20 protein-coding genes and 7 pseudogenes are annotated in these 21,109 nt (G+C 46.1%); 22 read left to right on the top strand and 5 right to left on the bottom strand.

Going from position 1 to position 21,109, the window contains the following annotated elements; all coding sequences use genetic code 11:
* A complete protein-coding gene (locus VYM24_RS14245) occupies positions 1–1,479 on the top strand; it encodes a hypothetical protein (protein ID WP_330940302.1) in 1,479 nt (492 codons plus the stop codon).
* Positions 1,480–1,613: 134 nt separating this feature from the next.
* On the opposite strand, the pseudogene mobC reads toward VYM24_RS14245, so the two are convergent.
* The 4 genes and pseudogenes from mobC to VYM24_RS14225 all read right to left on the bottom strand — a co-directional run bounded on the left by mobC (position 1,614) and on the right by VYM24_RS14225 (position 5,732).
* Positions 1,614–3,629: pseudogene (mobC, locus tag VYM24_RS14240) on the bottom strand (conjugal transfer protein MobC).
* Positions 3,630–3,675: 46 nt separating this feature from the next.
* Positions 3,676–4,851, bottom strand: coding sequence for a conjugal transfer protein MobB (mobB, locus tag VYM24_RS14235; RefSeq protein ID WP_425286604.1), 1,176 nt, complete (start codon positions 4,849–4,851; stop codon positions 3,676–3,678).
* A 148-nt stretch (positions 4,852–4,999) separates the two neighbouring features.
* Positions 5,000–5,434: pseudogene (gene mobA, locus VYM24_RS14230) on the bottom strand (conjugal transfer protein MobA).
* 88 nt (positions 5,435–5,522) lie between these two features.
* Positions 5,523–5,732: a hypothetical protein gene (locus VYM24_RS14225; protein ID WP_330940301.1), complete on the bottom strand. Its 210-nt coding sequence runs from the start codon at positions 5,730–5,732 to the stop codon at positions 5,523–5,525.
* Between the two features lie 580 nt (positions 5,733–6,312).
* Between VYM24_RS14225 and VYM24_RS14220 the strand changes: the two genes are divergently transcribed.
* From VYM24_RS14220 to VYM24_RS14120, 21 genes and pseudogenes are all read left to right on the top strand, one after another.
* On the top strand, positions 6,313–6,507 hold the full coding sequence (locus tag VYM24_RS14220) for a hypothetical protein (protein ID WP_004315593.1): 195 nt from the start codon (positions 6,313–6,315) through the stop codon (positions 6,505–6,507).
* A 63-nt stretch (positions 6,508–6,570) separates the two neighbouring features.
* On the top strand, positions 6,571–6,981 hold the full coding sequence (locus VYM24_RS14215) for a ParA family protein (protein WP_009860224.1): 411 nt from the start codon (positions 6,571–6,573) through the stop codon (positions 6,979–6,981).
* A 2-nt stretch (positions 6,982–6,983) separates the two neighbouring features.
* Positions 6,984–7,478 (top strand): DUF3408 domain-containing protein, encoded by a 495-nt coding sequence (locus VYM24_RS14210; protein ID WP_330940300.1) that lies wholly within the window; start codon positions 6,984–6,986, stop codon positions 7,476–7,478.
* A gap of 3 nt (positions 7,479–7,481) precedes the next feature.
* On the top strand, positions 7,482–8,420 hold the full coding sequence (locus tag VYM24_RS14205) for a hypothetical protein (protein ID WP_330940299.1): 939 nt from the start codon (positions 7,482–7,484) through the stop codon (positions 8,418–8,420).
* A gap of 456 nt (positions 8,421–8,876) precedes the next feature.
* On the top strand, positions 8,877–9,203 hold the full coding sequence (locus VYM24_RS14200) for a hypothetical protein (RefSeq protein ID WP_118423309.1): 327 nt from the start codon (positions 8,877–8,879) through the stop codon (positions 9,201–9,203).
* Between the two features lie 21 nt (positions 9,204–9,224).
* Positions 9,225–9,653, top strand: coding sequence for a hypothetical protein (locus VYM24_RS14195; protein ID WP_330940298.1), 429 nt, complete (start codon positions 9,225–9,227; stop codon positions 9,651–9,653).
* Between the two features lie 265 nt (positions 9,654–9,918).
* The gene (locus VYM24_RS14190; RefSeq protein ID WP_009860229.1) at positions 9,919–10,218 is read left to right on the top strand and encodes a DUF4134 domain-containing protein; all 300 of its coding nucleotides are present in this window, start codon (positions 9,919–9,921) and stop codon (positions 10,216–10,218) included.
* Positions 10,219–10,241: 23 nt separating this feature from the next.
* Positions 10,242–10,562: pseudogene (locus VYM24_RS14185) on the top strand (DUF4133 domain-containing protein).
* A 3-nt stretch (positions 10,563–10,565) separates the two neighbouring features.
* A pseudogene (locus VYM24_RS14180) lies at positions 10,566–13,070 on the top strand (TraG family conjugative transposon ATPase).
* A gap of 22 nt (positions 13,071–13,092) precedes the next feature.
* Entirely contained in the window at positions 13,093–13,224 is a 132-nt protein-coding gene (locus VYM24_RS14175; RefSeq protein ID WP_008020351.1) for a hypothetical protein, read from the top strand.
* The gene (locus tag VYM24_RS14170; protein ID WP_004313115.1) at positions 13,225–13,500 is read left to right on the top strand and encodes a hypothetical protein; all 276 of its coding nucleotides are present in this window, start codon (positions 13,225–13,227) and stop codon (positions 13,498–13,500) included.
* Positions 13,501–13,504: 4 nt separating this feature from the next.
* A pseudogene (locus VYM24_RS14165) lies at positions 13,505–14,134 on the top strand (DUF4141 domain-containing protein).
* Between the two features lie 27 nt (positions 14,135–14,161).
* Entirely contained in the window at positions 14,162–15,175 is a 1,014-nt protein-coding gene (gene traJ, locus VYM24_RS14160; RefSeq protein ID WP_330940297.1) for a conjugative transposon protein TraJ, read from the top strand.
* Positions 15,176–15,205: 30 nt separating this feature from the next.
* A pseudogene (gene traK, locus VYM24_RS14155) lies at positions 15,206–15,829 on the top strand (conjugative transposon protein TraK).
* Positions 15,819–16,109 carry a hypothetical protein gene (locus tag VYM24_RS14150; RefSeq protein WP_009040011.1) on the top strand — a complete coding sequence of 97 codons (291 nt, stop codon included), beginning with the start codon at positions 15,819–15,821 and terminating at the stop codon, positions 16,107–16,109. The pseudogene traK and the gene VYM24_RS14150 overlap by 11 nt, the downstream one beginning before the upstream one ends.
* On the top strand, positions 16,093–16,944 hold the full coding sequence (locus VYM24_RS14145) for a conjugative transposon protein TraM (RefSeq protein ID WP_330940296.1): 852 nt from the start codon (positions 16,093–16,095) through the stop codon (positions 16,942–16,944). The genes VYM24_RS14150 and VYM24_RS14145 overlap by 17 nt, the downstream gene beginning before the upstream one ends.
* A gap of 12 nt (positions 16,945–16,956) precedes the next feature.
* Positions 16,957–17,358, top strand: coding sequence for a conjugative transposon protein TraM (gene traM, locus VYM24_RS14140; protein ID WP_330940295.1), 402 nt, complete (start codon positions 16,957–16,959; stop codon positions 17,356–17,358).
* Between the two features lie 10 nt (positions 17,359–17,368).
* Positions 17,369–18,268: a conjugative transposon protein TraN gene (gene traN, locus VYM24_RS14135; RefSeq protein ID WP_330940294.1), complete on the top strand. Its 900-nt coding sequence runs from the start codon at positions 17,369–17,371 to the stop codon at positions 18,266–18,268.
* Between the two features lie 16 nt (positions 18,269–18,284).
* A complete protein-coding gene (locus VYM24_RS14130; RefSeq protein ID WP_330940293.1) occupies positions 18,285–18,875 on the top strand; it encodes a conjugal transfer protein TraO in 591 nt (196 codons plus the stop codon).
* A 25-nt stretch (positions 18,876–18,900) separates the two neighbouring features.
* A pseudogene (locus tag VYM24_RS14125) lies at positions 18,901–19,360 on the top strand (TraQ conjugal transfer family protein).
* A 152-nt stretch (positions 19,361–19,512) separates the two neighbouring features.
* A complete protein-coding gene (locus tag VYM24_RS14120; protein WP_330940291.1) occupies positions 19,513–20,424 on the top strand; it encodes a M48 family metalloprotease in 912 nt (303 codons plus the stop codon).
* A 21-nt stretch (positions 20,425–20,445) separates the two neighbouring features.
* On the opposite strand, the gene VYM24_RS14115 is transcribed toward VYM24_RS14120, so the two are convergent.
* Positions 20,446–20,907, bottom strand: coding sequence for a hypothetical protein (locus VYM24_RS14115; RefSeq protein WP_330940290.1), 462 nt, complete (start codon positions 20,905–20,907; stop codon positions 20,446–20,448).
* Positions 20,908–21,109: the final 202 nt, after the last annotated feature.

The raw sequence follows: 21,109 nt of genomic DNA, 5'->3' as shown, positions 1-21,109 counted from the left end.
ATGAAAAATGAAGCCACTCTATATTTACAAGAGCAACACAATGTTGAATGTGGCAGTAAACACATACAATATTTCATTGCAACTTTTCTTATTAAACCATATTCGATTGATCCAACAGAAGGTGATATACATGATTATAATAATTGTGACAGTTGCAAAAATGTAAGAAATGCCATAACTGAACTTTTAAAAAAGAAATATGAAAAATTCCCATTTTGTTGCAAATGGCATCAAAACCTATTAAATATTAAAGAGTTTAATAAACTGGATTATATTAATGGGCCTCAAATGTCTGCGGATAAAGTTATATACTGTTACCAGCATATTTTAAATAATCAAGACAAGGATAATTGGAAACAGGATATAACTAATTATTTAGAATATGCGATTGAAAGTTTTGGTAATTTTCCTGAAGGATGTGGTATCCCATTATTTCTTCAAGAATTTATTGAACAACTTCTGTATCGTATAGAAAACAATAAAGATATCAGATGTGATGTAAAACAGTACATTAAATTATATTTTGATGATTTTATGAGACCTGCTGCATCTAATAAAAAGATAAATCCTTTTAATCTCTTAATATCTAAATATAATGTATGGCTAAAATTATTCCCTTTCGATTTCCCTGAATTTAAGGATGCTAAAAAATATTTTGAACAGCAAACACCTTTTTTTATAGAGAATGTAACTTATAATCCATACTCGAAATTATCCAAAGGTACATTAATTACTGAGAATAGATTGGTAAACTACTTAGGTGATTTGACATACCAGTTGCTCAAAAAAATAGACTTTACCGATTTGTCTAAAAATAAAGAACTTAATGACTACTACTCTATAATAATTGATAGTGAATATAGAATAGAAAATAAAAAATTATTTGCATCTTTTTCAAATAACGAATTAAAATATATAGATTTTATCAAAAGATGGCTTGAAGTTCAAAAAAAATATTTTCAACAAACAAAAGAACTATTCAACTTAAATCATCAATTAAAGGGAGATGTATATAATGATTCTTACAATGAAGCATTGGCGCGAATTAGTTATTTCAAAAAATTTATAGAAGACAAAGATGGGTATATTCTTTCTTGGCAGCAAGATAAAGTAAGAGAAAAAGATGTCCAAATTTCTTTTAAAGCGGTTTGGTATAATACAGCTTTTGATGTCAATAGAGAAGTTGGGAATGGTAGAGGTTTTGTGGATTATACAATATCGAAAGGAGTAGATGATAAAACATTAGTGGAGTTTAAATTAGCATCTAATAGTAAAATAAAGTCTAACTTACAACACCAATTACCTATTTACGCAAAAGCTAATGATACAGATAAGTGTATATCGGTTATTATGGTTTTTACAGATAAGGAAAATAAGAGATTAAATAAAATATTGAAAGAATTAAATTTAGAAAAGGCTTCTAATATTATTGTTATTGACGCAAGATATAACAATAAAATATCAGCTTCAAATATATAAAAGGATAATATTTTATTTATATGATTTCAGAACTGCATATTATATCCAGAATGATATATAACAAATTTTGAAAGACAAACATCTTTCAAAATTTGTTATAATTATTACGAAATACAATTACTGGTTATAAGTAATTAATCCATATTATTGCCACCTAATAAATGTTTGAGTTCCGGATCATTTTCAATACGAATTAGTTCATTCTCTACAAGTTCAACAATATCCTGCTTAATTTGTCGGTAGTTAGCCTGTATCTGTTGCTCCATTGTATCGTTGCCGTTCTCATCCAGAAAGCTGCTGATTTCGGGTATGGGTTGGTAGGCCGCTGTCTCTTTCTGTACTGCTTCATTGTCCACGACTATCTGCGCGTGGAAAATTTTCTGTTCTATTGTCTCTCCAAAGTTATCTGCTACGGCACCGACAAACATACCCTGAGAGAGTGTGCTGATTTTGGATGCGGGTATCAGACTGTCCAGTTGGGTGTTAATGGAAGTGGATGTATCGTTGCGGTTGATGCTCATAGATTCTCTTTTTTGCAGAATTTTCCCGAACCTTTCCGACAAAGTTTTGGCTGTTTCACCCACCACTTGTCCGCTAAAAACATTGCCCACAGTTGACATGATTACGGCGGCCTCCTTGTCTCCGTAATCGCGCTTTAACTGGCTGAAATCCTGAAAACCTAACACAACCGCTACCTTGTTGCTTCGTGCCGTAGCAATCAGATTATCCAGACCTTTAAAGAAGATGGTCGGTAACTCGTCAATAATCACACAACTTTTCAGTTGTTTCTTCTTATTTATCAGCTTAACGATACGGGAGTTATAAAGTCCCAATGCCGCCCCATAGATTGAAATTCTATCGGGATTGTTGCCCACACATAATACTTTCGGTTCTTTGGGATTATTAATATCCAGTGTAAAGTCACTGCCGGACATTACCCAATAAAGTTGCGGACTTATCAGTCTGGATAACGGGATTTTAGCACTTGCAATCTGGCCCTGAAGCTGCTCACTCGCTCCACCTTTCCATGCGTCAATAAACGGACTTAGATAGTTTTCCAAATCGGGGTAACTTGTCAGGATAGTAAAGACGTCTTCATACCTTTTATTAAGCAATTCGATAGCATGTGGGAACGTACAGAACTTGCCACCTTCATAGATTTTCAAAAACCAAATTATGGCCGTAAATAATACAATCGGAGATTCTACAAAGAAATCTCCCTGTTTTTGCACCCAACTTTTATTGAGGTTCAACATGATGGTATAACTGGATTCATACGCATCCGAAATATCCGTCATTAGTTCGGGAGCCAGTGGATTACAGCGGTGGCTTTTTCTTGGATTGTCGAAGTTGATTACATAAAATTTAGGTGGTATCTTATAACGGTGTCTATACTTAATCAAATGGTTATAAGCGATAACTGACAGGTCATCAAACTTAAAATCGTATATATACAGTGCATAGCCCTTCTCGATAGTCTGTTTGATAAACTGGTTGACAATGGCATAGGACTTCCCGCTGCCTGGTGTTCCCAATATCATTGTCGCACGAAAAATATTTACAAGATTGATAAATCCGTTGTAGGTCTTTCCTTTATACCAAAATTTAGTTGGCAGATTGACGGAATACTCGTTTTCCATAAGGCGGGTTTCCTGCATGAAAGATTCGTTCTCTGTATTGAAAACGTCCTCTAATAAATTGTTCTTCAACAGGCGACTTATCCATAAACCGGATGCCAGCAGACAGAAGAAACCGCCGGTCAGTGTTGTAATATAAAGTACCGCACACACACCGGATGATGCATTGATAGATAATAACCACCAGTTCAGGAAAAAGAGTATGGTGCCCGCTATGGCCGCAATGAAAATCTGCCTTCATGTGATTTCATGCTTCTTCACTCCCTTGTTGCCCATGCAGGACAGACCGAGGAAAAGGACACAAAACAGTTTTGTGTAAAGCAAAGATGAAAATAGTCCGGTGGTACGCTGGAAATTGGATAGTATTTTATCCACTATGCCAAGCGTTCAGCCTATTTCATGCAGTCAGCCGTAACAAAACCAATAGATGTGTATCGCCAAAAATAGAAAACTGATGGACCGCATAAAGTCTGTGACTTTGGCAAGACCTCTTAAATCATCTTCATTCTGCATAATTGTAACTATTAAAATTAAACTTCTTGTTCTATACTTTATTATATTATAACCTGCGCCTTCGCTTCTTCTTTTTCTTGCGTCCATAGCGGAAAGCCGGATCAATGTACTCGTGTGTATGGTCGTCTTCCATAAGTACAGAGAAAATATCAACAGCACCGAGTGCAGATGTATCAATCAGGCTGCCAGAGGATTCATTCTGATTTTGATTTTCCTGCTGCCGGTATTCCACACCTTCTTGCCTTTCTTCCGCTTTTGTTTCTCTCTCCTGCCGGGATGCTTCCTGCCGGGTTGGCGGTATCAGCCGTTCACGGTCTGCATCCGGGTTGTTAAACAGTTCGTTGAATACATTGGCAGAAAAAGCTTTGCCCAAACGCAAGCCGTTGAACACTGTCCGGTTGGTATGGTCTATGAAAGTGATACCGTACAGGCGTCCTTCGGGATTGATACGGTAAACCACCTCTATATCCGCATCTTTCAGCCTGCGGGCAAACGCTTCTTTCGTACTTATGTCCTGCATGGCTTTGACTATTTCCTGCCGTGCCCTTTCGGCAAGGCTGTTCCTTTTCACCTTTTCGGCGGTGGCGGCAAACTTCTTTTGCAGGGCTTCATAACCGAATACCTTTCCGAACTTGCTGGACTTGAAAGGCGTTCCCGCCTGCTGCCCGTCATCGTCCAAAGCTCCGTACATGATGCCGTGGTATTCCTTTCCGTCCACGCTTCCCCTGACTTCGTAAACGGTTACATTATACAAGTTCAGAAGAGTGTTGTACTCCCCAAGCGAATGGCAGTTGTAACATTCCAGTAAAGTACGGGCAGTATGCTTCACCTGCGCTTTCACGTCACCTTTCGGATAATCCACTTTTTGCAAGGATAGTAATTCCCTTTCACTGTGTTCTCCGAGTGTGGGATGAAGGCCGTACTTCACTTCCATATCCCGACAGATATTCTGTGCCCGGATAGCTTCACGATTGTGGTCTATCTTTTCTCTTTTCTCGTTGATGCGTACCGAAACAATGTGCATGTGCTTGCGGTTGATGTCTTCATGCAGCCATACGATATAAGGCTGGTTCCCGTAACCGAACTTTTCCATAAACTCCTGCGCCAATATGGTCATCTGCTCTTCCGAAAGGATGTCTTTGGGAGACGGATTCAATGAAATATGGATAACCGGTTTCCTGACGTGCGAGTTGAGTGCGATGTAAGGCTCAAAAGCCTGCACACAGTTTTCAATCGGTACATTTCCGGAGGTGTCCGCCGCAATTTTCGGGTGTCACAATACCTTTGCCGTACCGTCATCCACCTTTATTTTATTGTAGGCAATCACTCCGTAGAATGAACTGCCCGATGTGATATTCGGCACCATGATGTTATTCCTTTTTAGTGAGATATTCCTTTTCGTACCGCTTTGTCAGTTCGATAACCTGCCTGCATACTTCTTCCAATTTACGGGTTTCTTCGGCAAGTTTGTAGAGAAACGCAAGCGATTTCTTCTCCCCGTAAATGGTATGGATGGTCTTTACACATTGATTGTAGTTGTTTCCTATTCTTCGGAACTGTTGATAAAAAGCGGTGAGCTGGGCGTAATATTCCTGCGCTTCCTTATCAATCTTCACTACCTTGAACTCTCAACCGAAGATGCGGGCAAAGATAAATTCAGCCTTGTTCTTCATGCCGGATTGCTCGAACATGGAGATAAACTTTTCATCTTCCTCGTCATTGAGACAGAGGTAATAGCGGTGCGTGCGCGGGTCTGCCAGCACCTTACGCCCTGCGGCGCCACGGATTCTTGTTTCATCTTTCATACATGAATAATTTAGGAAGTTCGACTTAGGAGAACTGACACCCCCGAAAGAACTTTCGGGGCGAGACTTTCAGCGGGTGGAAATATTTTCAACCGCTGAAAGTACACCTCGCTATATGCTGACGCATACTAAAATCCGGCTGGGCCGGATTAAAGGTCTGAAGGGTTTGTTTTACGTTCTCTCTTCGAGAACGGGCTGCGCTCTCCCGGCGACAAAGGTAGATAGTTTTCTTGGTATGGTCATTATCAGGCATCACGCCAACAGCCGCCAACAAATGACTTTGAAACCACAGGTACATCACAGATACTCTTTTTGAGGTTTATTTGTAGCCAGATAGTTATTTAGCCATTTATCCGGATAGATAAAAAGGTGCTTATCAGGATAACTATGCGGACGGTTTTATACCCGAATAGCTTTTTGTCTGGATAGCCATTTGATTAAATAAATTTTCAGATAAGCGTTCATTAGGTTATCTATCCGTCTATATGTCTATAGATATATAAAGATGTATAGACAAGCAATTGGATATTCGGATAAATGGACAGGTAAATAGACTATTAGCTAAACAGCCGGATAGCTATGTGGCTACATAGCTGAATAGATAAATAGCTATATAAATGGATAGCTATGTAAGTATGTGGCTAAATAGACAAATAGCTTTATAGCTAAGTAGCTACATAGCTATAAAGCTAAACTGATAATGAAATGAATGAACGGATAGGCGTCTATCCGCTAAACTATCAATAAATCAAATTATTCACTTAAATTAGGTAACAATGGAAAAGAGAAAGAAAACATTATTCGTTTCGTTCGCTACCCAGAAAGGGGGCGTGGGTAAATCAACATTCACCATTTATGTGGCATCGTGACTGCATTATGTGAAAGGACTGAATGTAGCTGTGGTGGATTGTGACTATCCGCAGCACTCAATCATCAAACAGAAAAAACGGGATATGGAAGTGGTAAAGACTGTTCCCGTTTATCAGAGTCTGCTTGTTGAACAGTCGGAACGGCTGGACAAGAGGGCTTATCCGGTTATCGGCAGTAATCCGGCAGACTGCATGGCGGACTGAAGGGCATTTGAAGACAAAACGGATACGCATTATGACGTGGTGCTGTTCGATCTGCCCAGAACTATGGGTAGCGACGGGGTTATCGCCGCAATCAGTGCGCTCGATTATCTGTTCGTACCGATAAAGGCAGACCGTCTCGTGCTGGAAAGCACACTGAACTTTGCTACTACCATTAATGACCGCCTGATAAAGACCGGCTTGTCTTCTCTGAAAAGGCTGTGTCTGTTCTGGAACATGGTGGATCGAAGAGAACGCACGACATTGTATAACATCTACCAGCAGGGGTTCTCCCTGTTAGGGCTGGACTGCCTCCAAACACGTATTCCCGTGCGCAGTAACTTCACTAAAGACTTGTCCTCCACGGGCGGCCCCGTTTATCGGAGTACGCTGTTCGCTCCCGATGCGGCCTTCACCAGAGAGTGCGGCTTTGATATGTTCATGGATGAAATCATGGGAATACTTAAAAACGAATAGTCATGGCAAAGAAAACAGGCGGACAGAATCCGGTGGACGAAGCGTATCTGCGTAGTCTGATGGCAGGGGGGCCTTCGAAGCCTCCTTCATCTCCGGCTCCTTCCATTACCGGAGAGAGTGGCGGAAATAGAGCAACCGCTTTATCCGATGAAAAAGGAAAAGCGGATAACAATGTGAATGGAACAGTAAGGGATATTTCCGGTGCGGATGATACCGACTGTTCGGAATTGGTTACGGATAAACTGTCACCGAAAACGATTCGCACCGCATTGGCCGATTTTATCCGTAAGTTCCTCACACCTTATAAATGCGAAGGCAGACAGGGGGTATATATAGACAAGGAACTGCACCAGAAAATATCCGTTATCGTAGGGATTGCCGGTAAACGGCAGTTGACGGTAGGCAACTATATAGATAATGTATTGAAAGAGCATTTCGAAAAACATGCGGATGAGGTGAAGACCTATCTCCAAAAGAGTTATAACAAAATATTTTAGGTTATGGATATACAATCAGGTTACTATGAAGCCGGAATAGTTCTGTTCTGGTTGCTGTTCGCTTATCTGTTCATGGACAAGTTCCTGTTCAGGGGCGGACTCGGCGAGATATGTTTCGGGAAGATGCGCCGCCGGATGGCAAAAGGTCTGCGGAGCATTGCCGGATGGTTCGATCCGACAAAAGAAGAACCGAAGAAAGGACGCAGGCGTACGAAAGGGAAAACGGAAAAGAAAGAAGTTCCGGCAGTGGCAGTGCCGGAAGCTGAGGAAAGGAACCACCCAACTGTAAAAGTGGAAATGAAGGGCAAAAAAAAGGATGAAGTTAAGGAAAAGACAAAAGGCAAGAACATGGAAAATCCGCCTCAAAAACGGCCTGAAACGGACAGCCTTGTCGTTACAAAAAGCTATGGTACACGCCAACAGCCGCCAATAGACGCCACCGGTTCTGGGGCTATTGCAGGTAAGGAAAATGCCTCTACTTTTGCTGACAGAAACGAGGAAACAGTACCGCAGAAGGCTGTACAAGTGCCGCCTGAGCGCATCCCGGATTTGTTTCGGGACAAGCGTGTGGAAGAGTGGCGAGCTTCTGAGACCGGCAGTTCCGGCAGGCTTGAGGATGATAAGGGACAGACTGAAAACGGTGACGACGTGGATACCGACGAGTTGAACGAGGAACTGGAAGATTTGAACTGTGCCCGTGAAGATTATCCGGGCGGTACATCCGGTATCGGACCGGAAGAGATTGACTTGATTATCGACCTCTGCAACGGCAAGGATATTCCGACAGATAAACGGTTGTCCCTTTTAAGGGCGATCCACCATATCAAGGATACGCAGATTGAACGCTCGATACTGGAAAGTATCAATGGCAGCGACAGCCGTATCAGCAAATTTCTGGATGAAGCCGAACAAATGAGTGAGGCTGCTCCGGACAGTGACTAACCAATTAAAAAAGGAGGTAACAATGGTAAGAGGTTATTTTGATACGGGTTGATAACCCGTATCACTGTAAGGGGAGAGATTCGGTAGAAAACCAACAACAAAACGTATCATCCATGTTTATGACATATTTCGATTCAAGTTGACAAACGACGGTTTCCCCTTTATGATGGGAAACGTATTAACTCCCAGAGAGGCAATCATTCCATTAACTTATCCATAAAACGACAGCGGCAATGACAAAAGGCTATTATGATTCGGGATGACAGGCCGTTCATGGCATTCACCCGGTAAGGTAACAAGAACTATTCACCATTAAATTTTATCCGTATGAATATAGGACTGGTAGATGTGGACGGACATAACTTCCCCAATTTTGCACTGATGCGCCTTTCGGCTTACAACAAGGCAAAAGGTTGTCAAGTAGAATGAGCGGAACTGGCGAGGCGTTATGACAAGGTGCTGGCAAGTAAGGTATTCACCTTCACACCAGACTATGATTACCGGCTACTGGATGCAAGGGAAGTGATAAAGGGCGGAACCGGGTATGATATTCCGGGCAGGCTTCCCGAAACTGTGGAAAACAGCCGGATGATGGACTATTCCATTTACCCCGAATACCCTTTTTCACTCCAGTTCTTTTCAAGAGGCTGCATCCGCAAATGCCCTTTCTGCCTCGTCCGCGAGAAAGAGGGATACATTCAGGCCGTAGAGCCGGTGGAACTGAACCCGAAAGGGAAATGGATTGAGGTGCTGGACAATAATTTTTTTGCCAACCCGCAGTGAAGATCGGCGGTGGATTATCTGATGAAAGAGGGGCAACCCGTGAAACTGCACGGTGTGGACGTGAGGATTATGGACGAGGAACAGGCCTGGCATCTGAACAGACTGAAGATGAGGCAGAACATCCATATTGCGTGGGACTTGCCGCAGCTTGATTTGACGGAACGCCTGAAAGAGATGGTAAAATACGTGAAACCCTACAAGATAACCTGCTACGTACTGATAGGATTCAATTCGACTGTTGAGCAGGACTTGTTCCGGTTGAACGTACTTAGGAAATTGGGAATCACTCCCTTTGTTATTCCTTTCCGGGATTATGGAAATGAACGGATGCCTACGCAGTACGAGCGTGACCTTGCCCGATGGGCGAACCGGATGTGGCTGTTCAAATCCTCTTCCTTTGAAGACTATACACCTCGCAAGGGATTCAAATGTGGGGAATATCTGAAATAAACCGATAAAGACAGTAAAGACAATGAGAACAAACGGCTATTACGATTCGGGATGATCCGCATCCCGCTTTCAAGAGAGAATTAACAAGAATGTTTCACCACCAAATCAAGTGACAATGCAAATGGCATATTATGACTCCGGCTGATTTCCGGCCGGAACTTACCCCCTGAATCAATAAACCATAAGCGGCTGCGGGCTGCCTTATGGGGATAGTGAAAGGGGCAGTCCGTGGCTTTTTTAATCATTTTAAAAATCACGGAAATAAATGAAAAAGAAAAGATTGATTATGATGCTGGCCGCTGTTGCAGCGGCAAGTGCGGCAATGGCACAAGGAAACGGGCAGGCAGGTATCACCGAAGCGACACAACTCGTGACCGGATATTTCGATCCCGGCACAAAACTGATTTATGCAATCGGTGCTGTAATCGGCCTCGTCGGTGGAATCAAGGTATATCAGAAGTTCAGTTCGGGCGACCCCGACACGAGTAAAACTGCCAGTTCGTGGTTCGGAGCCTGTATCTTTCTGATAGTCGCCGCCACCATTCTGAGGTCGTTCTTCCTCTAAAAACATAAAAAAGACAATAACTTATGGCTGATTTTGAAATAAATAAAGGGGTGGGCCGTGAAGTTGAGTTCAAGGGACTCCGGGCACAATACCTGTTTATTTTCGCTGCCGGCCTGCTTGCCGTATTCGTGATGTTCGTCATCATGTATATGGCGGGCGTCGGACAGTGAATCTGCATCGGTTTCGGAGTATCGGCGGCTACGATACTGGTATGGCTGACCTTTACGCTGAACCGTAAATACGGTAGCCACGGGCTGATGAAGCTGTTCGCGGCCCGGCAGCATCCCCGGAGAATCCTCTCACGAAAACGTATCATACGTCTGATCAACAAACAACAATCGTAAATTATGAGAAGTATATTAAAAGCATCCACACTGGAAAGCAAGTTTCCCATCATGGCGGTGGAACACGGCTGCATCGTCAGCAAGGACGCCGACATCACGGTCGCTTTCCGGGTCACACTGCCGGAAGTGTTTTCGGTATCATCCGCAGAATATGAGGCTATGCACGCCACATGAGCGAAGGCAATCAAGGTGTTGCCGAACTATTCAATCCTGCACAAACAGGATATTTTCATCACGGAGAAATACGAGCCGGACATCCGCCGGGACGAACTCAGCTTTCTCTCCCGCAGTTTTGAACGCCACTTCAACGAACGTCCCTACCTGCACCACGCCTGCTACCTGTTCCTTACCAAGACCACCAAAGAGCGCTCCCGGCAACAAAGCAACTGGAACACGCTCTGCCGTGGTTTTCTGGTTCCGAAGGAGATAAGGGACAAGGAAACGGTGGAGCGTTTCATGGAAGCGGTGGGACAGTTTGAAAGTATCGTTAACGACAGCGGACTTATCAGGCTGGAACGGCTGACCACGGAAGAGATTACGGGAACGGAAAACGAACCGGGTATTATCGAACGGTACCTTACGCTCTCGGCAGACGGAACCACCATGTTGCAGGACATGCAATTGAATCCGGACGAGATGCGTATCGGTGACAAGCGGCTCTGCCTGCATACACTTTCCGACCTCGATGACCTTCCGGGTAAAGTTAAAACGGACGGGCGGTACGAACGCCTCTCGACAGACCGCTCGGACTGCCGTTTGAGTTATGCCGCCCCCGTGGGCGTAATGCTACCCTGCGACCATATCTACAACCAGTGGATATTCATAGATGACAGTAACGAAAACCTTTCCCGTTTCGAGAAGGCGGCAAAGAACATGCAGTCGCTTTCCCGGTACAGCCGCAGCAACCAGATAAACAAGGAGTGGCTGGACGAATACCTGAATGAAGCGCATACCAATGGATTGCAGTCGGTGCGCTGCCATTGCAACATCATCGCATGGGCGGAAAACGGGGATGAGCTTCGGCGGGTGAAGAACGACGTGGGCAGCGCACTGGCGCTGATGGAATGCACACCCCGTCATAACACCACCGACCTGCCGGTCCTCTACTGGGCGGGCATACCGGGAAACGAGGCGGACTTCCCTTCGGAAGAAAGCTTCTACACGTTCACCGAGCAGGCACTATGCTTCTTTACGGCAGAAACCTGCTACCGGAACTCGCTCTCCCCCTTCGGCCTGCGCATGGTGGACCGGCTGACGGGAAAGCCCGTCTTCCTCGACATATCGGACCTGCCCATGAAAAAGGGGGTGGTGACCAACCGGAACAAGTTCATCCTCGGCCCGTCGGGCAGCGGAAAGAGCTTTTTCACCAACCATATGGTAAGGCAGTATTGGGAACAAGGCACGCATATCCTGCTGGTGGATACCGGAAATTCGTACAAGGGACTCTGTGACCTGATACATCAGAAGACCGGAGGGGACGACGGGGTTTATTTCACCTACCAGGAAAATGACCCGATTTCGTTCAATCCGTTTTTTACACAGGATTACCGGTATGAGATCGAGAAGCGGGACAGCATCAAGACACTGATTCTGACCTTATGGAAAAGAGAGGACGAGCCGCCCCGACGCTCGGAAGAAGTGGCGCTCTCGAATGCCGTCAGCCTGTATATCGAAAAGATAAAGAAGAACCGGAAGATAAAGCCGAATTTCAACTCGTTCTATGACTTTGTAAGGAAGGACTACCGCAAGGTACTGGCAGACAAGAACGTGCGGGAGAAGGACTTTGATGTGGACGGTTTTCTGAATGTGCTGGAACCCTATTACAAGAACGGTGAATACGGGTATCTGCTGAACTCGGACAAGGAACTGGACTTATTGAACAAACGGTTTATTGTATTTGAGTTGGATGTCGTGAAGGATAATCCAATCCTCTTTCCGGTTGTCACCATCATTATCATGGAGACGTTCATTAATAAAATGAGACGTTTGCAGGGTATCCGTAAGATGATACTGATTGAGGAAGCCTGGAAGGCAATCGCACGTGAAGGGATGGCAAACTACATCCGCTATCTCTTCAAGACGGTCAGAAAATTCTTCGGCGAAGCGGTTGTGGTGACGCAGGAAGTGGACGACATCATATCGAGTCCGGTTGTAAAGGAGACAATCATCAACAATTCGGACTGCAAGATACTGCTTGACCAAAGGAAGTACCAGAACAAGTTCGACCAGATACAAAACCTGCTCGGTCTGACGGACAAGGAACGCTCACAGATACTTTCGATCAATCTTGCCAATGCAGCCAACCGCAGGTACAAAGAGGTCTGGATAGGGCTTGGCGGCACGCAAAGTGCAGTGTACGCAACGGAAGTCTCGGACGAGGAGTATATATGCTATACGACTGAAGAGTCTGAAAAACTGGAACTTACCCGCCTTACGGAAAAGCTGGATGGAAACATCGAGCTGGCTATCAAACAGCTTGCCGAAAGCAAACGGCAGGAAAACAAGTAACCATATTAATCTATAGACAACAATGAGTAAGAAAGATTTATTAAGCCAATGCAGGGAAGCACTCGGAGATGCTACCCTGACCAATCTGGATCTGCTGAACCTGATCGGGGAAATGAAGAAGGAACTGGAACACGACCGCATCTGCGGTCACTGAATGAACAAGGAAGGCGGCTCCACGCTGACAATCCGTAAATCTAACCACGTGACGGACGGATTCAAGGGATACAAGGCTACGCTGTTCGCCGGAGAAATGAGTTATACCGAAATCAATATCCCGCTTCGGAAAGGGGACGACCTTTTCCTGCACGGGAACAAGGATGCCGGATGTATCGGGTATTTCAGCGGAAGCGAGGTATTGCTGTTCGGCTGTTACGGACTGTTTGCCCGTGATGACGACAGCCGGTATTTACTTACCAAAGAAAGGAGATAGACGCATGAAAAAGAGAATGATAATTTTATTCATGGCACTACTGTCCCTTTCGGTGACAAGCAAAGCACAATGGGCAGTGATAGACCCTACGAACCTTGCTCAAGGCATTGTAAACTCGGCCAATGAAATTGTACAGACTTCCACAACGGCACAGAACATGTGAAGTAACTTTCAGGAGACTGTAAAGATTTACCAGCAGGGAAAGGCCTACTACGACGCTTTGAAATCTGTACACGATCTCGTAAAAGGGGCACGCAAGGTACAACAGACTATCCTTCTGGTAGGTGACATCAGCGATATTTACGTGACTAATTTCAATACGATGATGGGCGACCCGAATTTTACCGTGGAAGAACTCTCGGCCATTGCTTTCGGGTATAACCGGTTGCTTGAAGAAAGCAGCAACCTGCTGCTGGACTTGAAGGAAGTGACCACGGCTACCGGACTCTCGATGACCGACAAGGAACGGCTGGACATCATCAACCGGATATATGGCGAAGTGCTGGAATACAAGAACCTGACATGGTACTATACCCGAAAGAATATCGGCATATCGTACCTGCGCAGCAAGAAGAAGGGGGATTCCCAGCGGGTGCTTGCCCTGTACGGGACACACGACCAGCGTTACTGGTAATCATTCATCATTAAAAAAAGATAGACTATGGTATTACTATCAATAGACTGGACGAACCTGCATGAGTTGCTGCGTTCGCTTTACGATGAAATGATGCCGCTGTGCGAGGATATGGCAAGCGTGGCAAAGGGAGTGGCCGGTATAGGTGCCCTGTTCTACGTGGCGTACCGGGTGTGGCAGTCCCTTTCAAGGGCGGAAGAGATAGACGTGTTCCCGCTTTTCAGGCCGTTTGTGCTGGGGCTTTGCATCATGTTTTTCCCCACAATGGTACTGGGTACAATCAACGGGATTCTTTCCCCCGTATGCAGTGCCACTTCCTCACTGGTGGAACAGCAGACTTTCGACATGAAAAAGTATCAGGAAGAAAAGGACGAACTGGAACGGGAAGCGATGCTCCGTGACCCGGCAAAGGCTTTCCTTGTGAGTGATGAGGAATTTGACAAGAAGATAGACGAGCTTGGCTGGTCGCTGGGGGACATGGACACGATGATAAACATGTACGGGCAGAAGGCGGTGTATGACATGGGGGAAAAAGTACGGCAATGGTTCCGCGAACTGTTGGAACTGTTCTTTCAGGCAGCCTCGCTGCTGATAGACACGCTGAGGACTTTCTTTCTGATTGTCCTTTCCATACTGGGGCCAATCTCTTTTGCGCTGGCCGTCTATGACGGATTCCAGAGTACGCTCACCACATGGCTGTCACGCTATATCTGTATTTACTTATGGCTGCCCGTGGGTGACCTGTTCGGTGCTATCCTCTCACGCATACAGATTCTGATGTTGCAGCAGGACATCAAGCAGATGCAGGACCCGACATTCATACCAGACGCATCGGGCAGTGTGTATTGTATATTCATGATTATAGGTATCATCGGTTATTTCTGCGTTCCCACGGTGTCCTCATGGATTATTCAGGCAGGCGGTGCGGGAGCTTACGGGCAGAAGGCCAACGGTGCCGGGAAAATGGCCGGAAACGGTGCGGCGGCAGTCGGTGGGGCAGTCGGTGGATCGGTAGCCGGACGCATCAAGAAAATGTTCTAAACGTATCACTTAAAAAAACAGAAAGAAGACATGGAGTTCAAATCATTAAAAAACATCGAGACATCGTTCCGGCAGCTACGGCTGTTCGGAATGGTATTCCTGGGAGTATGCGTACTGGTAACGGTCTTTGCCACCTGAAAGGCATACGAGTTTGCCGAGGCGCAACGGCAGAAAATCTATGTACTGGACAGCGGAAAATCGCTGATGCTGGCACTTTCGCAGGACGTGCAGCAGAACCGCCCCGTGGAAGCGAGGGAACATATCAGACGTTTCCACGAACTGTTTTTCACCCTGTCACCGGACAAGAGCGCCATTGAAAGCAACATCCAGCGTGCCCTTTACCTTTCGGATGAAAGTGCCATCGGTTACTACCGGAACTTGCAGGAGAAAGGCTACTTCAACCGGATGATCGCGGGAAACATCTCGCAGACGCTGACGGTGGACAGCATACAGGGGAATTTCAACAGTTATCCATACGAGATGAAGACCTATAGCCGGCAGCACATCATCCGTTCGAGCAGCGTTACCGAAAGGTCGCTTGTCACCACCTGCCGTCTGAGGAATGTAACCCGGAGCGACAACAATCCGCAGGGCTTTCTGATAGAGAGTTTTACCATCATCGAAAACAGGGACATCGGACAGTATGAAAGATAACGGTATAAAAAAGGTCTTCCACTCGTTCAGAACGGAGAAAGACCGATATATAATAAAACTCCGCAGGCGGTGGCAACGGCTGAGCTACCGGCAGCAAAGGATTATCATCCTTTACCTGCTCGGACTCTTCGCCGCCATCGACCTTGCCTACATCGTGGGCGGTTTCTGCGGGACAGACAAATTTCCGATTGAGGTACAGCATCTCCAAAGGATTGCGCTTCCCCAAACGGACAGTATCCAACCATTAAAAAACAATGTATCCAATGACACAATCCGATAAGAAAGAAGAAAAGAATAAAAAAACGCAGAAAGCGGAACCTGCATCCGAAAAGGAGAAGAAGTTAAACCGCAAGGTTACCGACAAACTGAAATTCTATGGCGTGGTGACATTCCTCTCCCTGCTTTGCGCCGGGTTCATCTGGTTTATCTTCAAACCGGACACACCCGAAACGGTGGAAGGAATGGCGGGAATCAATACGACGATACCCGACGCTATCGCACCGGAGACGATGGCCGACAAACAGAAGGCTTACGAACTGGAAGAAATGAAGAAACGCAGGCAGGAGAAGGTAAGAACCTTGCAAGATGTGGCCGGGGGCTATCTGACACCGGACACAACGGACGGGCTGAAACCGGAAGAAGATGTACCGAAAGCGGATGCTATCCGGGAGTTCAGAGAAAAACAGCGGCAGATTTCAAGGCAGATCACCTCGTTCTATCAGGAACCGAAGGAGAGTCCGAAGGTGGACGAACTGGAACGGCAGGTGAAGGAGCTTAACGAAAAGCTGGAACGCGAACGGAAAGGACAAGACCCGCTGGAACTGATGGAAAAGTCGTATGAGATGGCGGCACGCTATTTCCCCGGACAGACGGGGGGACAGGTGAAAAACATACAGCCTGCGGGCGTTACGGGCGGTTCATCCGGCAATCCTGCCGCCATAGCTGCCGGACGTGCCACGGAGAATGTGGTTTCGTCACTGGCCGTACCTCCGATACCCGACACGATACCCCGCAATTACGGTTTTGCCACGGCCGTGGGCGGCGGACAGCTTGCCGGAGCCAATACGATACGTGCCTGCGTGGCTGAAGACCAGACAGTGACCACCGGAGCATGACTGAAGTTCCGGTTGCTGGAACCGCTGCAAGTGGGCGGTGTGCTTGTACCTGCCAATACTCCGCTATATGGTACGGTGCGTATCGAAGGGCAGCGGATGGCAGTCACGGTAAACTCCATAGAGAGTGGCGGGAATATCCTGCCGGTGGAACTAACGGCTTACGATATGGACGGGCAGGCCGGACTTTTCGTTCCGAATACAGCGGAACGTACCGCCATGAAAGAAGCCGCTGCCAATATCGGGGGCAGTTTCGGAACAAGCATCTCGTTCGCACGCAGTGCCTCGCAACAACTCGTCATGGACGTGACAAGGGGCGTACTTAGCGGCGGATCACAATATCTGGCCACAAAGATGCGTGAGGTGAAGGTGGCTGTAAAGGCGAATTATCAACTTTTATTCATTTCCAAAAAATAGTAATCAGATTATGAAAACAAGATTTCTTTTATCAATCATTCTGCTGTTGGCTGTTTATTCAAGCAGGGCGCAGGAACCGGTGGAAACAAAGATTTTCCCCACCAACCAGATTATCGCACCGCATAAGATTGAGGTGACTTTTCAGAAAACCGTACATATCCTTTTCCCTTCCGAAGTGAAATATGTTGATTTGGGCTCGTTCGACATCATAGCGGACAAGGCCACGGGAGCGGAAAATGTAGTACGCATCAAGGCGGCGGTGAAAGGTTTTGAAGGGGAAACGAACTTCTCCGTCATCACTGCCGACGGTTGTTTCTATTCTTTTAATGTGGTTTATAAGGACGAACCGGCACAGCTCTCCATTGAGATGGAAGACTGGCTCCGGGACAATCCCGAAGGCGGGATTGTGGGCGACCGCATGTTCGTGAAGCTGAAAGAACTCGGCGGGGAGACACCGCTGGTGGTGAACCGTATCATGTACACGCTGTATAAGAAGAACAAAAGGGACATCAGGCATATCGGTTGCAAGAAGTACGGCATACAGACACTGCTCAAAGGGCTTTATATCAACAATGACCTGCTGTACCTGCATACTTCTCTGCGCAACAGTTCGGATATATCGTTCGACATTGACTATATCCGTTTCAAAGTGGTGGATAAGAAAGTAGCCAAGCGCACGGCCATGCAGGAGAACCTCATAGAACCGGTAAGGACATACAACCGCCTGGTAACGGTGGACGGGAAGGCCACAGTGCGTAACATATTCGTGCTGCCCAAGCTCACCCTGCCGGATGACAAACTGCTCGTGGTGGAGGTTTACGAAAAGGGCGGTGCCCGTCACCAGTCGTTCCGCATAGAGAACACAGACCTTGTGGCGGCAAAACCAATCAGTGAACTGCATCTGAAATAATAACCTATATATAATAATGTATATGCAAAGAATACTATTCATACTGACAGTTGCCGTGTTGTCGCTCTTTGCGGGCGAAGCACACGCGCAGCGTGACCTGTCGGGACAGACAGGCATACAGTTCACATCGGGCGGGGTGAATCATTTCCTTTCATGGAAGAGTGGCGGCGAACGCCACTACTTCACCTCGCTGGCCTTTACACATACCAACCGTAACCGTACCTGCTGGCTGTATGGTCTGGATTATCAGATAAAGGAGTACACCTACGAAAATGAGGCAATACCCAAAACGCAGTTCACGGGGGAACTCGGCTATTTTATTCCCGTATTGTCGGACAAGGGCCGGAATATCTGTTTCCGTATCGGACTTTCCGCTCTGGGCGGTTTCGAGACGGTCAACTGGGGAACCTCCCTGCTTCCTGACGGGGCGGCAGTGACAAACGGGGACAGTTTTATTTATGGCGGAGGACTGACTGCGGCTTTCGATGTCTATCTGACAGACCGGATCATCTTCCTGCTGCAAGTCAAGGAAAGGGCGCTGTTCGGAACGGATGCGGGGAACTTCCATACGCAGGTAGGTTTGGGCGTCCGCTTTATCATCAACTAACCAAAAGAGAAAGGAGAAACAGAAAATGAAAAATGTATTATATATGTATAGGCGCACTGCTTGCGGCGCTGGCCTTCAGTTCTTGTAACGATGAAATAGACATCCGTCAGGATTATGATTTCAGCCTCTCGTCATGGTATCTGCAAAAGCAGATCGCGACGGATGAAACGGTGGAGATATGCTTTTATCTTGACCGTGAAGGGGACTATGAAAAGGCGGAGTATGAAATAGGTTACATCCAGATGGAAGGCAAGGGAGAAGTGTCCGACAGTGAAGGCATAAAACTTGTGAACCGGGAAGTGAGGCCACTGGCAGAGGTGCCGGGACTGGATACGGAAAATCCGGTGAAGCAGGTATTCACTCTCTTTTACCGCTCTACAAGTGCCAGACGCTCGGAACTGAAATTCTTTGTCCGGGACAATTTCGGGCAGGAAAGGGAAATGACAGTAACATTTGACACGGAAAGCGGTACGACGGAAGAATAGCCGTTACCAATACCTATAAGTGAGAACGGCGGGGCATCCCGCCGTTTTTCATTCCATAAATTTGACTGTATGGCAGTAATTTGATTGATTTACCCACCCGGTGATTCAAATTAACTTTTTATATTTACCAACCGTTTTAAATTTATAAGCATATGAAAACAACACTCCGTATATTCCGCATTTTATTCAAGCTGCTTCTGCTCTGTTACGTGACAGTGGTAAACATTATCCTTATATCGGCTTTTTATGTCCTGCTTCTTCTTATTGTGGAATGGGTAGCCCCTTCCTTCCTGCCGGAACTGTTTGCCGAATACTCCTTTGCGCATCATCTGGTCTATTCGATGCCTTTCTATCTTGTACTGCTTTATATCCTGTACAGCCTTTCACCGCTGAACGTATGGATCATGCGGATAAAGGAAGGTTATAAGCCGTTGGGCGGTGACGAACGGGCACGGCTGGAACGCCTGCTCGCAGAAATGGGGATGGAAAGGAAACTGAATATCTACCGTAACAGGGACGCTCGCACGAACGCCGTGACTTTCGGTTTCAATACCATCGGTCTGACGGACGGCATACTACGGGCGGCTACGGATGAGGAACTCAAAGGGATAATCAGCCACGAAGTGGGGCATATTTCGCATTATGATTTCGTTTATCAGGTACTTCTGTTCTCGATGCAGTCGTTGGGCTACCGTTGTCTGTACGGACTGTTCCTGATTCCTGCACTGTTTTTCGGAATAATCGGCAACCTTGTGATTGCAGTGGTTCCGGCTGTCCGGTTCGCTGTGGCGGGGATGGCAAAGCTGTGGTGGAGTCTTTATAAACTGCTGCATCACACGATTTACGGCATCAGCCGGATAGCTGACGTGAATATCAACAAATATGCCGAATACCGTTGCGACACGTATGCCGTGCGTTATGGCTGTGGGGAAGGTCTGCTCTCGTTCCTGCGGCGGTTGGCGGTGACAGAAACGGGCGGCGGGGGGCCTTCGTTTACCGAATATATCATGAGTACGCATCCGTCAACCGAAAAACGGATTGCACGGCTGGAAAAGTTGCTGTAATATGCGGCAAAGGATATATGCCTATATCATTTTACGGATATTGGTATAGGGAATACCGGATGCACGCACCTGCCCGATTTCTTCGGAAAAGTCATCATAATAACAGACGATATGACTGCCGATAAGGGTGTTGCTGAAAACCTCTTTTTCCGGAAGCATTTCTTTATTGTCCGTCTGCTTCATCAGGTCATCATACAAGGCACGATACACTTTGTCGGTATCTGCCGGAAAAGCCGTTTCCGGTATGATTGCCGAAAGGGTTATATCCGGACATTTGTCCGCTTCACGCAGCATGACTATCGTGTCTGCGCCTAATAATCCGATATAGGAATATAGATTGCAGGTAAATGCGCGATAACCTTCATTGTAAAGTGAAAGAATAATCCGGTAGAGGTCCATACGGATTTTATCTTCCCTGAATTGGTCGTATTTTGTTGTCTTTTCAATGGTACTGCCGGTAATGGCAACGCTCTTGTTGTACATCTTGCTATGATTTTTTGGTGGATACCTTGTCCGTAACTTCCTGCTATGTACCGAAAAAAGCACGGTACTTAACAAGTTTTACTCTCAGGTACGACCAAGCACCCATGCAGGAAACGAGTTAAGACCGTGCCATAAGCGTATGACAAGGACTTCGCCCGTTTATTCTCCTGCATTAAAATTGGTCGTTTCGAGAGTAGAATAA

The organism is Bacteroides sp. MSB163 (assembly GCF_036416795.1).
GTDB classification, from domain to species: Bacteria; Bacteroidota; Bacteroidia; order Bacteroidales; family Bacteroidaceae; genus Bacteroides; species Bacteroides maternus.
This window is presented reverse-complemented; position numbering and strand designations above follow the sequence as displayed.

Excerpts from the sequence above, each read along its gene's own strand:
- VYM24_RS14245 (WP_330940302.1), top strand. The coding sequence starts at position 1 with ATGAAAAATGAAGCCACTCTATATTTACAAGAGCAACACAATGTTGAA.
- VYM24_RS14225 (WP_330940301.1), bottom strand. The coding sequence starts at position 5,732 with ATGTACCTGTGGTTTCAAAGTCATTTGTTGGCGGCTGTTGGCGTGATG.
- VYM24_RS14215 (WP_009860224.1), top strand. The coding sequence starts at position 6,571 with ATGGGTAGCGACGGGGTTATCGCCGCAATCAGTGCGCTCGATTATCTG.
- VYM24_RS14210 (WP_330940300.1), top strand. The coding sequence starts at position 6,984 with ATGGCAAAGAAAACAGGCGGACAGAATCCGGTGGACGAAGCGTATCTG.
- VYM24_RS14205 (WP_330940299.1), top strand. The coding sequence starts at position 7,482 with ATGGATATACAATCAGGTTACTATGAAGCCGGAATAGTTCTGTTCTGG.
- VYM24_RS14195 (WP_330940298.1), top strand. The coding sequence starts at position 9,225 with ATGAAAGAGGGGCAACCCGTGAAACTGCACGGTGTGGACGTGAGGATT.
- VYM24_RS14190 (WP_009860229.1), top strand. The coding sequence starts at position 9,919 with ATGAAAAAGAAAAGATTGATTATGATGCTGGCCGCTGTTGCAGCGGCA.
- VYM24_RS14175 (WP_008020351.1), top strand. The coding sequence starts at position 13,093 with ATGAGTAAGAAAGATTTATTAAGCCAATGCAGGGAAGCACTCGGAGAT.
- VYM24_RS14170 (WP_004313115.1), top strand. The coding sequence starts at position 13,225 with ATGAACAAGGAAGGCGGCTCCACGCTGACAATCCGTAAATCTAACCAC.
- traJ (WP_330940297.1), top strand. The coding sequence starts at position 14,162 with ATGGTATTACTATCAATAGACTGGACGAACCTGCATGAGTTGCTGCGT.
- VYM24_RS14150 (WP_009040011.1), top strand. The coding sequence starts at position 15,819 with ATGAAAGATAACGGTATAAAAAAGGTCTTCCACTCGTTCAGAACGGAG.
- VYM24_RS14145 (WP_330940296.1), top strand. The coding sequence starts at position 16,093 with ATGACACAATCCGATAAGAAAGAAGAAAAGAATAAAAAAACGCAGAAA.
- traN (WP_330940294.1), top strand. The coding sequence starts at position 17,369 with ATGAAAACAAGATTTCTTTTATCAATCATTCTGCTGTTGGCTGTTTAT.
- VYM24_RS14130 (WP_330940293.1), top strand. The coding sequence starts at position 18,285 with ATGTATATGCAAAGAATACTATTCATACTGACAGTTGCCGTGTTGTCG.
- VYM24_RS14120 (WP_330940291.1), top strand. The coding sequence starts at position 19,513 with ATGAAAACAACACTCCGTATATTCCGCATTTTATTCAAGCTGCTTCTG.
- VYM24_RS14115 (WP_330940290.1), bottom strand. The coding sequence starts at position 20,907 with ATGTACAACAAGAGCGTTGCCATTACCGGCAGTACCATTGAAAAGACA.